The 13,447-nt window shown below is 67.9% G+C and carries 10 protein-coding genes; 5 read left to right on the top strand and 5 right to left on the bottom strand.

Annotation, left to right across the window (positions count from 1 at the left end; genetic code table 11):
* Window positions 1–36: 36 nt before the first annotated feature.
* From IB278_RS22295 to IB278_RS22285, 3 genes are all read left to right on the top strand, one after another.
* Complete coding sequence (locus tag IB278_RS22295; RefSeq protein ID WP_145739408.1) at window positions 37–1,368, top strand: ABC transporter substrate-binding protein; 1,332 nt, start codon at window positions 37–39, stop codon at window positions 1,366–1,368.
* Between the two features lie 85 nt (window positions 1,369–1,453).
* On the top strand, window positions 1,454–2,266 hold the full coding sequence (locus IB278_RS22290) for an ABC transporter ATP-binding protein (RefSeq protein ID WP_145739406.1): 813 nt from the start codon (window positions 1,454–1,456) through the stop codon (window positions 2,264–2,266).
* Between the two features lie 147 nt (window positions 2,267–2,413).
* Window positions 2,414–3,664 (top strand): phenylacetate--CoA ligase family protein, encoded by a 1,251-nt coding sequence (locus tag IB278_RS22285; RefSeq protein ID WP_145740532.1) that lies wholly within the window; start codon window positions 2,414–2,416, stop codon window positions 3,662–3,664.
* On the opposite strand, the gene IB278_RS22280 is transcribed toward IB278_RS22285, so the two are convergent.
* From IB278_RS22280 to IB278_RS34225, 3 genes are all read right to left on the bottom strand, one after another.
* Window positions 3,655–4,680, bottom strand: coding sequence for a hypothetical protein (locus IB278_RS22280; RefSeq protein ID WP_192325459.1), 1,026 nt, complete (start codon window positions 4,678–4,680; stop codon window positions 3,655–3,657). The two genes, IB278_RS22285 and IB278_RS22280, sit on opposite strands and share 10 nt — an antisense overlap.
* Window positions 4,681–4,741: 61 nt before the next feature.
* On the bottom strand, window positions 4,742–5,314 hold the full coding sequence (locus IB278_RS22275; RefSeq protein ID WP_192325457.1) for a type 1 glutamine amidotransferase domain-containing protein: 573 nt from the start codon (window positions 5,312–5,314) through the stop codon (window positions 4,742–4,744).
* A 145-nt stretch (window positions 5,315–5,459) separates the two neighbouring features.
* The gene (locus IB278_RS34225) at window positions 5,460–6,650 is read right to left on the bottom strand and encodes a M48 family metalloprotease (RefSeq protein ID WP_192325456.1); all 1,191 of its coding nucleotides are present in this window, start codon (window positions 6,648–6,650) and stop codon (window positions 5,460–5,462) included.
* Window positions 6,651–6,856: 206 nt separating this feature from the next.
* Between IB278_RS34225 and IB278_RS22265 the strand changes: the two genes are divergently transcribed.
* Window positions 6,857–7,831, top strand: a complete 975-nt coding sequence (locus IB278_RS22265; RefSeq protein ID WP_145739399.1) for a tripartite tricarboxylate transporter substrate-binding protein — start codon at window positions 6,857–6,859, stop codon at window positions 7,829–7,831.
* Window positions 7,832–7,910: 79 nt separating this feature from the next.
* Here the strand turns inward: IB278_RS22265 and IB278_RS22260 are convergent, their stop codons facing one another.
* On the bottom strand, window positions 7,911–10,034 hold the full coding sequence (locus IB278_RS22260; RefSeq protein ID WP_145739397.1) for a carboxypeptidase-like regulatory domain-containing protein: 2,124 nt from the start codon (window positions 10,032–10,034) through the stop codon (window positions 7,911–7,913).
* Window positions 10,035–10,213: 179 nt separating this feature from the next.
* Between IB278_RS22260 and IB278_RS22255 the strand changes: the two genes are divergently transcribed.
* Complete coding sequence (locus tag IB278_RS22255; protein ID WP_145739395.1) at window positions 10,214–11,194, top strand: helix-turn-helix transcriptional regulator; 981 nt, start codon at window positions 10,214–10,216, stop codon at window positions 11,192–11,194.
* Between the two features lie 17 nt (window positions 11,195–11,211).
* Here the strand turns inward: IB278_RS22255 and IB278_RS22250 are convergent, their stop codons facing one another.
* Window positions 11,212–13,305: a PQQ-dependent dehydrogenase, methanol/ethanol family gene (locus IB278_RS22250; protein ID WP_192325454.1), complete on the bottom strand. Its 2,094-nt coding sequence runs from the start codon at window positions 13,303–13,305 to the stop codon at window positions 11,212–11,214.
* Between the last annotated feature and the right edge of the window lie 142 nt (window positions 13,306–13,447).

Genomic DNA, 13,447 nt, shown 5'->3' with positions numbered 1-13,447 from the left:
AAACCGGCACCGAGGTGCCCACATAAGGAGACAGGCATGAAACTGAAATCGCTCGCTCTGACCGCCGCCCTGGTGGCCAGCACCCTCGGCGCGCTGCTTGCGCCATCGCTCGCGCAAGCCCAGGCCAAGGAACAGTTCTTCCCGCTGCTGGTGTACCGCACCGGCCCCTATGCGCCCAACGGCACCCCATGGGCCAACGGCAAGCAGGACTACATCAAGTACATCAACGCGACCGGCGGCATCAACGGCGTGAAGATCACGTTCGAAGAGTGCGAGACCGGCTACGCCACCGACAAGGGCGTGGAGTGCTATGAGCGCCTGAAGGGCCGCCCGGGCGTGACGCTGTTCGACCCGCAGGCCACCGGCATCACCTTTGCGCTGACCGACAAGGTGCCCACCGACAAGATCCCGCTCATCACGCTGGGCTACGGCCTGTCGGCGTCGCAGGACGGCAGCGTGTTCAAGTGGAACTTCCCGCTGATGGGCAGCTACTGGACCGCGGCCGACATCCTGATCCAGCACATCGGCAAGAAGGAAGGCGGCATGGACAAGCTCAAGGGCAAGAAGATCGCCCTCGTGTACCACGACTCCCCGTTCGGCAAGGAGCCGATTCCGCTGCTGCAGGAGCGCGCCAAGCAGAACGGCTTCGAGCTGTCGCTGATTCCGGTCACCGCGCCCGGCGTGGAGCAGAAGTCCGCCTGGCTGCAGGTGCGCCAGTCGCGCCCCGACTACGTGCTGCTGTGGGGCTGGGGCGTGATGAACTCCACCGCGCTGAAGGAAGCCGTGGCCACCGGCTATCCGCGCGAGAAGATGTACGGCGTGTGGTGGGCCGGCGCCGAGCCTGACGTGAAGGACGTGGGCGCCAATGCCAAGGGCTACAACGCGCTGGCGCTCAACACCTCGGGCGCGGAGCCGAAGGTGATCCAGGAGATCCTCAAGCAGGTGCACGACAAGGGCCAGGGCACGGGGCCGAAGGACGAAGTGGGCTCGGTGCTCTACACCCGCGGCGTGATCATCCAGATGCTGGGCATCGAGGCCGTGAAGCGCGCGCAGGAACGCTTCGGCAAGGGCAAGGTCATGACCGGCGAGCAGGTGCGCTGGGGCATGGAGAACCTCGCGCTCGACCAGAAGAAGCTCGATGCACTGGGCTTCTCGGGCGTGCTGCGTCCGCTGAGCACTTCGTGCCAGGACCACATGGGCTCGACCTGGGCGCGCGTGCACACCTGGGACGGCGCCAAGTGGGGCGGCATGTCCGACTGGTACCAGGCCGACGAGCAGATCATCAAGCCGATGGTGAAGGTTGCGGCCGAGAAGTACGCCGGCGAGAAGAAGCTGACGCGCCGCGACGCGGCGGACTGCAGCATGTGACGGCTTGAAGAACCGTGGCGGCTCGCAGGAGCCGCCATTCGAAAGCGCAGCCCTTGTTGTTCTTTCGAATGCTTCGGACCACACCATGAGCGAACCCAACATCATCCTCAACGTCAACGGCATCGAGGTCATCTACAACCACGTGATCCTCGTGCTCAAGGGCGTTTCGCTCGTGGTGCCCGAGGGCGGCATCGTGGCGCTGCTCGGTGGCAACGGTGCGGGCAAGACAACCACGCTGCGCGCGGTGAGCAACCTGCTCGCAGGCGAGCGCGGCGCGGTCACCAAGGGCACCATCGAACTGCGCGGCGAACGCATCGAGGCGCTGTCTCCGGCCGAGCTGGTGAAGCGTGGCCTGATCCAGGTGATGGAAGGCCGCCATTGCTTCGCGCACCTGACGATCGAGGAAAACCTGATGACCGGCGCCTACACGCGCACCGACGGCAAGGCCGCGGTGCAGCAGACGCTGGAGAAGGTGTATGCGTACTTCCCGCGGCTGAAGACGCGGCGCACCTCGCAGGCGGCCTACACCTCGGGCGGCGAGCAGCAGATGTGCGCGATCGGCCGCGCGCTGATGGCCAACCCGACCATGGTGCTGCTCGACGAGCCCTCGATGGGCCTGGCACCGCAGATCGTGGAAGAGGTGTTCGAGATCGTGAAGGACCTCAACACCAAGGAGCGCGTGACCTTCCTGCTGGCCGAGCAGAACACCAACATGGCGCTGCGCTACGCCGACTACGGCTACATCCTGGAGAACGGCCGCATCGTGATGGACGGCGAGGCGAAGAGCCTGCGCGAGAACGAGGACGTGAAGGAGTTCTACCTTGGCGTCGGCGGTGCGGATCGCAAGAGCTTCCGCGACGTGAAGAGCTACAAGCGCCGGAAAAGGTGGCTGGCGTGATGGCCCACCCCCGTTCCTCGCTCACTGCGTGTAGCTCGATTCCCCCCTCGAGGGGGCGCACCCGGCGGCCCGGCAAAGCCGGTTCCGCGGGTGCCCGCGAACGGGCTTCGTTGCGCTCGCCATCCCATGAAGAAGGGCATTGAATCCATGACCGACCACTACGACGCCCTCGAAATCCGCGACCCCGCCGAACGCGAGCGCGACCTGCTGGCCGCGCTGCCGAAGCAGATCGCACAGGCCCAGACCGCCGCGCCCGCGTTCGCGAAGATCCTCGACGGCGTGAAGCCCGCCGACATCACCACGCGCGAAGCACTCGCCAAGCTGCCCGTCACGCGCAAGACCGAACTGCTCGAACTGCAGAAGCAGCGCCGCGCCGACGACCCGTTCGGCGGCTTTTCCACCATCGGCCGCGGCACCCGCATGCCGCGCGTGTTCGCGAGCCCCGGCACCATCTACGAACCCGAGGGCGAGGCGCGCGACTACTGGCGCACGGCGCGCGCGCTGCATGCCGCGGGCTTTCGCGGCGGCGAGCTCATCCACAACAGCTTCAGCTACCACATGACGCCCGCCGGCTCCATCATGGAAAGCGGCGCGCGGGCCATCGGCTGCACCGTGTTCGCGGGCGGCACCGGCCAGACCGAGCAGCAGCTCGAAGCCATGGCCGACCTGAAGCCCGAGGGCTATGCGGGCACGCCGAGCTTCCTCAAGATCCTGCTGGAAAAAGCCGAGGAGAAGGGCCTGAAGCTGCCCTCGCTCACCAAGGCGCTGGTGTCGGGCGAAGCCTTTCCTCCGAGCCTGCACGACTGGATCGCCGCGCACGGCGTGCAGGGCACGCAGTGCTATGCCACCGCCGACCTCGGCCTGATCGCCTACGAGACCAGCGCGCGCGAAGGCCTGGTGCTCGATGAAGGCGTGCTGGTCGAGATCGTGCGTCCCGGCACCGGCGACCCGGTGCCCGACGGCGAGGTGGGCGAGATCGTGGTGACCACTTTCAACCCCGACTATCCGCTGGTGCGCTTCGGCACCGGCGATCTTTCCGCCGTGCTCGCAGGCACCTGCCCCACCGGCCGCACCAACAAGCGCATCAAGGGCTGGCTCGGCCGCGCCGACCAGACCACCAAGGTGCGCGGCATGTTCGTGCACCCCTCGCAGGTGGCGGAGATCGCGCGGCGCTTTCCGGAAGTGCAGCGCGCGCGCCTCGTGGTCTCGGGCGAAATGGGCGACGACCAGATGACCTTCAGGCTCGAATGCGCAGCAGGTGCGCCGGCCGGGCTCGAGGCGCGCATTGCCGATGCGGTGCGCGAAGTGACCAAGCTGCGCGGCACCATCGAGCTGGTGGCGCCGGGTACCCTGCCGAACGACGGCAAGGTGATCGAGGACGCGCGCAGCTACAAGTAGCGGCGGTAGAACCGGCGCGTGAGCGCGCGCATCGCCAGCACCAGCAGCACCAGGTAGACCGCCGACAGCAGGACTGCGAGCGCCACGAGGCGGCCGTCGCTGCTCGTCCCCGAGAAGCTCGCGCTCGCGACCCACAGCAGCCCGCCGAGCGCAAGGGCGGCGCAGGCCAGCTGCAGCAGCACGAAGGCAGACACCGCGGCCGCCACGGCCCGGAACGGACGCGCCTGCGCGGGCCCCGGCGCGGCGCCGAGCCAGCCGCCCCAGAACGCCAGCGCAAAGACCAGCAGCGGCACCGCGAACCAGCCGAGCAGAAGCGGCACCAGGTCCGAATCCCTCGAGGTGTCGACCCAGCCGCTTGCCGCGTGGCCGATCCACAGCTGCAGCGAGACAAGAGTCGCGGCGGCCACGAGTGCCACCGCGCGGCGAGGCGGTGCGATGCCCGCGCCGTCGTCCGCCGCGCCGGGCGATGCATCCACGGGCGCAGTGCCGCGCTCGCGCAGCGCGAAGCGGGCGGCCAGCCACACGCTCGCGACGAGCACGAGCATCTGGATGGCCGACTGCACGAGCATCGACACCCCCATGACCGGGCGCAGGCCGTACGTGCCGACGCGCTCGTGCAGCGGCCCACCGGGCATGAAGAGCAGCTGCGCCTGGTAGAACAGCGGCGTCAATGCCAGCATGTTGACGAGCCTTGCCGCAAGGAACACGGCACCGAAGCGGCTGCCGGCCCCGCGAAGCTGTGCGGTGCGCACCGCGCCGCGTTCGTCGAGCGCCTGGCGCGCATGGCACCACGCCAGCGTGGCCGCCAGCAACCATACCGAGACGGCGCGCGACAGCAGCGGCACCCATACGCCGGGTTGCGCATACACGCCGCGCATCTGCTCGCCGTGCGGCGAGGAAGGCAGCAGCTGCGCCGCCATGCCCAGCGCGAACAGAGTCGCATCGACCGCCACCGCGATCCATGCGAAATTTCCGGGCAGGCGCTGCGCGCGCTCGAACGAAGAGGATGCGGCCATGGGATGGGAGCGTACCGGAACGCGCGGCCCCATCCGCGTGCGCGCCGCACCGGCCGCATGCTCAGTGGATCGCGGCCTCGTGTGCGAGTTCGAACATCGTCGTCATCTCGCGGATGAACGCGGGCAGGTCGCCGGGCTTGCGGCTTGTCACCAGGCCGCTGTCGACCACCACCTCCTTGTCGACCCACTTCGCACCGGCGTTGTGCAGGTCGGCGCGCAGCGAAGGCCATGAGGTCATCCTGCGGCCCTTCACACCGCCGGCATCGATGAGCGTCCATGGTCCATGACAGATGGCCGCGATGGGCTTGCCCGACTCGACGAAGGCACGCACGAAGGCCACGGCCTTCTGGTTGATACGCAGCGCGTCGGGGTTGGCGACGCCGCCGGGCAGCAGCAGCGCGTCGAAGTCGTCGGCATTGGCGTTCTTGAGCGGCACGTCGACCTCGAAGGTGTCGGCGGGCTCGAGCTGCTTCCAGGCGCGCACGCTGCCGTCGAGTGGCGAAACGATCTGCGTCTGCGCGCCGGCATGGTCGAGCGCCTTGCGCGGCTCGGTCATCTCGGCCTGCTCGAAGCCGTCCGCCACGAGGATGGCAACCTTCATTCCGTCCAGTGAAGAAGAAGAGATGGTGGGCATGGGTGAGTCACTCCTTGAAGGTGGTTTTTTTGATGGCAATGACACTTCACCCTAGGGCCCACGCCCGCGGCGCGCATCGGCGCGCGCCGGGTCCGCCTGTCGGACGGTTCGACGGGCGGCAACCTTCTCTTACGGCACGCTGCCGCTATTTGCGGCAGCTGGCCGGCAGCGCCTTTTCGGGCAGGCCGTCGCCGGCCACGCAGTTCCAGGCAATGCCGTCCTCGGTGGCCGAGGGCTCCATGCGCAGCGTGCCCTTGGCCTTTGGAAGCACCACATCCACCACCATGCTGTCCGGATCGAGCGTCAGCTCCGAGCCGCCGGGCAGGGTCTCGGGCGCGCCGGCGGTGGCGAGGGAATCGGGAATCTCTTCCTTCTGCTTGTAGTAGTTGCCGAGCGCTTCGCGCACCGGCGCGGCTTCGGACCAGGCCTGCGAAACGGCTGCCCGCGACTCGTAGTCCTTGTAGGCCGGAAGAGCCACCCCAGCCAGCACGCCGATGATGGCCACCACCACCAGGAGCGCCAGCGCGCCGCCGCCGGCACGGCCGGTGTACGGCACGAAGACCGCGAGCAGGTAGGCCACCGGATTGCGGCTCGGCAGCTTCGCGCCCGGATCGATGGCGCGCGCGACGCGCTTGGTGAGCCAGGGATAGCCGGCGATCAGTTCATGGAACGAGGCCCAGAAGCCGCTGTTGCCCACCGACTGGTCGGCGTAGCGCTGCAGGTCGACGTGGCGCCACTGCTGCGCGCCGGCGGCCAGCGCCACGAGCGCGCGGGGCGCGGAGTCGGGCTGCTTGCAGCAGGCGGCGCCGTGCAGGTCGCAGGTGTATTCCTGGGCCCGCGAATAGGCGGCGCCGAGCAGCGGCAGCCACAGCACCGGGGCGCGCCAGATGTGGCCCGTGAGGTGGCCGCGCCGGATGTGGCCCAGCTCGTGGCCGATGTAGAAGTTGATGCCGTCGGGCTGGGCCTCCATGGCGTCGACCACGTCGGACAGCAGCACCACGAAGTTGCGGCCGAAGAAGCGCGTGGCAAAGGCATTGAAGATGCCGTCGCCATGCAGCAGGTAGGCCTCGGGCGGGTTCTGGATGCCCAGATGGCCGCAGCAGGCCTCGAATCGCGCATGCAGTTCCGGCAGCTGGGTGGGCGAAAGCTTCACGGCCGTGCCCTTGATCCAGGCGATGACGGCCGACTGTGCGAACACGTAGGCGATGAAGCCGAGCAGGACATAGACGAGCGCGATGCCCAGGGTGCCCAGCACCAGCAGCGCCCAGACCAGCAGGCCGAGCCCGAGCGTGATGTTGCCGAGCCAGCGCTCGCGCGGATAGACCCATGGATCCATTGGAATTTCCTCCTCGATGCGGGCCCGAAGGCCTGCGGTGTTGTGGTTTTTCTTCGCGCCTCCCCAGGCGCGACTTGCGAGCGCGCATCATGCCCCAGGAAGGGGCGGATTTCGGCCCGTGCCTAAGGGCTATTCGCTATTCGTCAGGTCATGGTCAGCCTTTATGATCGCGGCCGTTTTTGAATTTCACCAACCGAGAGACACACATGAAGAAATTGCTTGCACTCACGGCGTTCGCCGCTGCTGCCGCCGGCGCCTGGGCCCAGGATTTCCCCGCAGGCAAGACCGTCACGCTGGTGGTGCCCTTCTCCGCCGGCGGCCCGACCGACCGCGTGGCCCGCGACCTGGCCGAAGCCCTGCAAAAGACCCTGGGCACGACGATCGTGGTGGACAACACCGCGGGTGCCGGCAGCTCCATCGGCACCGCCAAGGTGGCCCGCGCCGCGCCGGACGGCTACACGCTGCTGCTCAACCACATCGGCATGTCGACGATGCCGGCGCTCTACCGCAAGCTGCCGTTCAACGTCGAGAACGACTTCGAATACCTCGGCATGGTCAATGAAGTGCCGATGACGCTCATTGGCAAGCCGACGCTGCCGGCCAACAACTACAAGGAGCTGACGGCCTGGATCGCGGCCAACAAGGGCAAGATCAACCTCGGCAACGCCGGCCTGGGCGCCGCCTCGCACCTGTGCGGCCTGCTGTTCCAGAGCGCGCTCAAGGTCGAGATGACGCCGGTTCCCTACAAGGGCACCGCACCGGCCATCGCCGACCTGCTGGGCGGCCAGATCGACCTGCTGTGCGACCAGACCACCAACACCACCTCGCAGATCGAGGCCAAGAAGGTCAAGGCCTACGCCGTGACCACGAGCAAGCGCCTGACCACGCCGGCCCTGAAGGACCTGCCGACGCTCGCCGAATCGGGCCTGAAGGACTTCGAGGTCTCGATCTGGCACGGCGTGTACGCGCCCAAGGGCACGCCGGCACCGGTGCTGAAGAAGCTCAACGAAGCCATCAAGGCCGCCATGAAGGACCCGGGCTTCATCAAGCGCGAGGAAGCGCTGGGTGCGGTGATCACCACCGACAAGCGCACCGAGCCGGCCGAGCACAAGAAGTTCGTCGCAGCCGAGATCGCCAAGTGGGGCCCGATCATCAAGGCCGCCGGCGTGTACGCCGACTGATTTCCCCCGCGCTCAAGAAAAAAGAGCCGCCGGCCCTCGGGACCGGCGGCTTTTTTCATGGCGGTGACAGCAGGAAGAATCAGGGCAGCGTGACCGTCCACACCTCGAAGTTCTTGCGCACGTCGACCTGGCGCGCGGTGCGGGCCGTGAAGCTGAAGGTGCTCAGCGAGGAGCCCTGTGCGTACTGCCAGCTGTTGTTGCCGGCCGGCACGCAGTGCGTATCGCTGGGGCTGACCGGCTGGCAATAGACCATCGCCTTGCGCGCCGTGCTGCGCACGGTGACGGTTTCGCCGAAGCGGGCGCCGCCGGGGCCGGGCGCCCTGCCGAAAACACCGAACGAGGTGGGTGCGAGCGCACCGGCCGGAACGGTCCAGGCATCGAGGCCGCCGTCGGCGCTGAAGTCGACGTTGTTGGGCTCCGACGGCGTCGGTGCCGCAAAGACGATGCCCCGCGCGGAGCCCAGGCTTTCCGCGAGCATTTCAGCGCGCAGGGCCGGCGTGAGTTCCACCATCGGCGTCTGCACGGCTTCCGCGATGGTGGGCACGCGCGAGAAGGTGCGCACGTACTGCACCACGTTCGGGGTGGCGCCGTCGGCGCGGAAGAACTCCAGCTTCCATACCGACTGGTCGGCGATCTTGCCGAGTTCCTCGTCGGTATACGCCGGCGTGGCGAAGAGATTGGCGCTGTCGAAATCGCTCGGGCTGCCGGGCTGGGCCGGGTCCAGGTAGCGCGCCGACATGCGCCACAGCGCCGAATTCAGGGCGGAGCCGGCCGTGCCGTCCGGCGTGAGCACCAGCGTGTTCAGGCCGGCCTTGGGCACCAGCACCAGCTCCTTGCCCGGCAGTGAAGCGGTCGTTGCCACCACCTTCGAAAGGATCGGATCGCCGTTGCCGTCGCGCACGTTGTCGATGGAGACGGCGTAGCCGACCGAATGGAAGACCAGGTTCTGGTGCTTCAGGTAGTCCTTCTTCTCGAGCTGCGGGCGAACGGACGCGCGGTAGGTGTGGCTGTTGCCGGTGAGCTTCAGCGCGCCATCCACGATCTTGGCGTTGAAGACGTCGTTGTCGGTGTTGCCCAGAACGTCGGTCCAGCGGTAGGTGAGCGCGACGTCGCCGTTCTTGTGGAAGTATTCGAAGTTGCCGCGGTCGTGCTTCAGGTTGGTGGGGCCAAAGCGGAACAGGCTTTCGAACGAGCGGCGCGCACCGCCGCTCACGCGGCCGATGGGCGCGCCGGCCGCCACGAAGCTGGCCGGATCGTCGTTCACGAACAGCGTGCGGCAGGCTGGCGCCACCACGTTGGCGGCGCTGCCGTAGGCATTGCCGTCGGGCTCGATGGGGCTGTCGACGCGCTGTGCGAGCGGCAGCGCATAGCAGGCGTTGATGCGGTCGAGCAGCGCCTGCACCATGGCCGGCGTGGGCGGCTGCACCAGCGTTGCGGCGTCGATGGCGGGCAGCGTCGCAATGGTGGCGTCGCCGCTGCGAAAGACGATGGACACCGGCGGGCTGTCCTCGCCGGCGGGCAGCGCCTTCACCGTGATCTCGATGTTGGCCGCCGTGCCGTCGGGGCGCACCGACACGTTGAGCGCGTCGAGCACGCGATCCTGGCCGGTGCCGTTGGCCTGGAACTCGCCGCTCATCGGGTCGATGCTCGCGTCGAGCGCGGTCAGCAGCGGCTGCAGCGCGGCGACCAGCTTGGCCACCTGGTCGCCGATCGACCCCGCCGTGACGGCGCCGGCGTCGGCCTGGATCGCCGCGGCCAGCTGCGAGGGGTCGCCGTTGGGCGACAGCTGCGCCACGATGATGGTGGTCAGCGGCGTCACGTTGGTGGTGCCGGTCGCGGTGCTCGCGGTGGTGCTGTAGAGGGTCAGGTCGTCGCGCACGGCCTGGATCACCAGCGGCGCCTTGGTGCCGGCGGGCAGCGAGCAGCTGTAGCTGCCTTCGGGCGTGGTGGTCACTTCGCAGACCTTGGCGCCGGTCTGGTCGAACACCGTGAGCACCGCACCGGCGAGCGCCGCGCCGGTGGCGACGGTGCCGCTGAGGGTGGTGGCCGCTGCTGCGGGGGGCTCGCCGCCGTTCGACGCCGCCGGAATGAAGCCGAACCCGCCGCCGCCTCCTCCTCCTCCGCCTCCCCCGCCGCATGCGCCGAGAAGCGCGAGGGTGACAACGGACAGGGCATGCGGGATCTTCCGGGTGAGAGAGGGCATCGGTGGGCTCTTCGAATAGGTTGAAAGCCCCGGACCATCCGGGGTCCGCAAACAATAGCTTTCACTTTTTCAAAGAAAATGATGCAAATGCATCATTCTTGAAAACCGCCGGCGGGCCGCGGTGGCAATCACCGGAACATGGGATGCCCGCTGCGCGGGCGCGATGGAAAACTGCGCCGATGACCAGGCCCGCCGCCCTTCATGACTTCAGCGAGTTGCTGCTGCAGCTCTACCGGCTCTCGCACGAGCTGCCCATCCACGCCTTCCAGGATGCCGCGCTCGACCTCATCAAGCCGGTCCTGGCCTTCGATTCCTCGATGTGGGGCACCGCCACCCGAACCGACAACGGCATCGACATCCACACCATCCACCTGCACAACCAGCCGGTGGAAATGCTCGCGGCCTACGAAGAGGTGAAGCACCTCGACACCGCGGCGATGGAAGTGGGCAAGCAGCCGAAGTCGACGCTCTCGTTCAATGCCAATGCCTGGTTCCACCGCAAGGACCAGGCGCAGCTGCGCGACTACGGCGAGCGCTTCGAACAGGCCAACTTCTTCATCAGCTCGGACGTGCACCCGCAGACGAACTTCGTGCACTGGCTCAGCCTGTTCCGCTCGGACCCGGAGGCGCACGGCACCGAAGACGAACGGCAGCTGCTCGCGAGCCTGGCGCCGCACGTGATGCAGGCACTGGCGCTCAACCGCATCGTGCACCTCGACCGGCTCGAGACCGGCGGCCAGGCACCCGGCGGCTCCGCCATCGGCGACCTGCGCGGCGTGCTCTATCACGCCGACGGCCCTTTCGAAGCGACGCTGAAGGCCGAGTGGCCGTCGTGGCACGGGCGCACGCTGCCCGACGCGCTGCTGAAGCATTTCCTCGGCGGCCATGCGCGCTACAGCGGGCGGGCGGTCGTGGTCACGCACCATGTGGAGCAGCGCCTGCTGTTCCTCAAGAGCCGCAGGCGCTGCCTGGCCGACAGCCTCACGCCGCGCGAGCACACCATTGCCGAGCTGCTGGCCCGCGGCGACACGCACAAGGACATCGCGGCCATGCTGAACCGCTCGCCGGCCACCGTGCGCAACCACATCCAGTCGATCTACGACAAGCTGCAGGTGGGCAACGTGGCAGGCCTGATCCAGGAGCTGCGGCTCGCGGGCTGACCGGCCCGCGCGCAGCCTCACTTCGGCCGGATCGCGTCGGCCGTGCCCTGGATGAAGGCCTTGATGCTCTCGATGTCCTCGCCCGAGAGCTTGCCGGTGAAGTCGGGCATGCCGCGCGCCATGGCCGGGCCCTTGAGGATGAACTTGTCGAGGTTCTCGATGTAGGCCGCGTCCATGTAGCCGAGGTTCGGGATGTTGCCGCCGCGGTCCACGCCCGGCACGCCATGGCAGAACACGCAGTTGCTCACATAGAGCATGGTGCCGGTCTGGACCTTGGCGGGGTCGTACTTCACGCCCTGCACCAGCTTGTCCATGCGGTACTGCACGAAGTCGGGCATCTTCGCGCTGCCGCCCACGGCAAAGGTGTAGACCGTGCCCGGGCCCTGCCGCTCGGTGGCGCGCTGCGCGAGGCCGTAGACGCCGCCCCAGCCCACCGCGACCGACACATACTGCTTGCCATCGACCATGTAGGTGGCGGGCGCGGCCACCACGCCGGTGCCGGTGGCCGTTTCCCAGAGCTTCTCGCCGGTCTTCGCGTTGTAGGCCACCAGCCGGCCGTCGGCCGTGCCCTGGAACACCAGGTTGCCGGCGGTGGTGAGCGTGCCGCCGTTCCAGGGCGAGACATAGTCCACGCCCCAGGCCTCCTTCTGCGCCACCGGGTCCCAGGCGACGAGGCGGCCGAAGGGCTTGCTCTTGGGCGGCTCGGCGTTGGCGAACATCGCGGTGTTCCAGCCCAGCGCGGCATGCGGGCGGCCGGGTGCGTTCTGGTCGAACTTCCAGTCCTTGTCGTCCATCAGGTTGATCGGAATGTTCTGCGCCGGCAGGTAGGCCAGGCCCGTCTGCGGGTTGAACGACATCGGATGCCAGTTGTGCGCGCCGAAGGGGCCGGGAATGCTGTCGCCGGGCTTGTCGTTCTGGCGCGCGGCCGCGATCTCGATGGGACGGCCGTTCTTGTCGTAGCCCGTGGCCCAGTTCACGTCGACGAAATTCTTCGCCGAGATGAACTTGCCGTTGGTGCGGTCGATGACGAAGAAGAAGCCGTTCTTCGGCGCATGCAGCAGCACCTTGCGCGCCTTGCCGCCGAGCGTGACGTTGGCCAGGATCATCGACTGGGTGGAGGTGTAGTCCCAGTTGTCGCCCGGCGTCTCCTGGTAGTGCCACACGTACTTGCCGGTGTCGGGGTTCAGGGCCACCACCGAGCCGAGGTAGAGGTTGTCGCCGCCCTTGGGGCTGCGCTTCTTGTGCGCCCAGGGCGAGCCGTTGCCGGTGCCCACGTACATCAGGTTGAGCTCGGGGTCGAAGGCGAAGCTGTCCCATGCGGTGCCGCCGCCGCCGGCTTCCCAGTACTTGCCGCTCGGGTCCCAGGTCTTGGCGGCGCGCGCCATCGATTCGTCCTCGAAGGGCTTGGCCGGGTCGCCCGGCACCACGAACCAGCGCCACTTCTGCTCGCCGGTCTTCGCGTCGTAGGCCGTGACGTAGCCGCGCACGCCGTACTCGGCGCCGCCGTTGCCGATGATGACCTTGCCCTTGAAGACGCGCGGCGCGCCGGTGATGGTGTAGGAGCCCTTCTGCCCCTCGATGGTGTTCTTCTCCCAGACCTTCTGCCCTGTGACGGCGTCGAGCGCGATCAGGCGGCCGTCGAAGGCGCCGACGTAGACCTTGCCCTCGTGCAGCGCGACGCCGCGGTTCACCACGTCGCAGCAGCCCCTGAAACCCTTGGACTTGTCGACCTGCGGATCGAAGCTCCAGAGCTTCTGCCCGGTGCGCGTGTCGATGGCATGCACCACGCTCCACGACGCGGTGACGTACATGACGCCGTCCACCACCAGCGGCGTGGCCTCGACGCCGCGCGTGGACTCGAGGTTGTAGGACCAGGCGAGGCCCAGCTGCTTGACGTTGCCGGCGTTCACCTGGTCGAGCTTGCTGAAGCGCGACTCGGCGTAGTCCAGGCCGTAGCTCGGCCAGTCGGGGGTCTTCTTCTGGGCCGCATTGGCGCGGATGAAGTCGCCGTTCACCTGCCTGGCGGCCGAGGCCTGGGCCGCGGCGGGCGAGCTGCCCGCGCACAGCAATGCACCGGCGAGCACGAGCAACCCGGAGTGGATCTTTTTCATCGGGAGTCTCCTTTGTGCCGCAAGGATCGTTTTTGCCGCCCTCGCGTTCACCTTCGGGATTTCCCCAGTCCGGCGCTGTTCCATTGCGGAACACATTCGACAGGGGCAGCGATCTCCCTTTCCTGGTTCCCCCATTTCGAGG

Origin of the sequence: Variovorax sp. VRV01 (assembly GCF_014852545.1) — a bacterium.
In the GTDB taxonomy this organism is placed as follows: domain Bacteria; phylum Pseudomonadota; class Gammaproteobacteria; order Burkholderiales; family Burkholderiaceae_C; genus Variovorax; species Variovorax beijingensis_A.
Note: the sequence above shows the minus strand (reverse complement) of the source record. Positions and strands in the feature narration are given on the sequence as shown.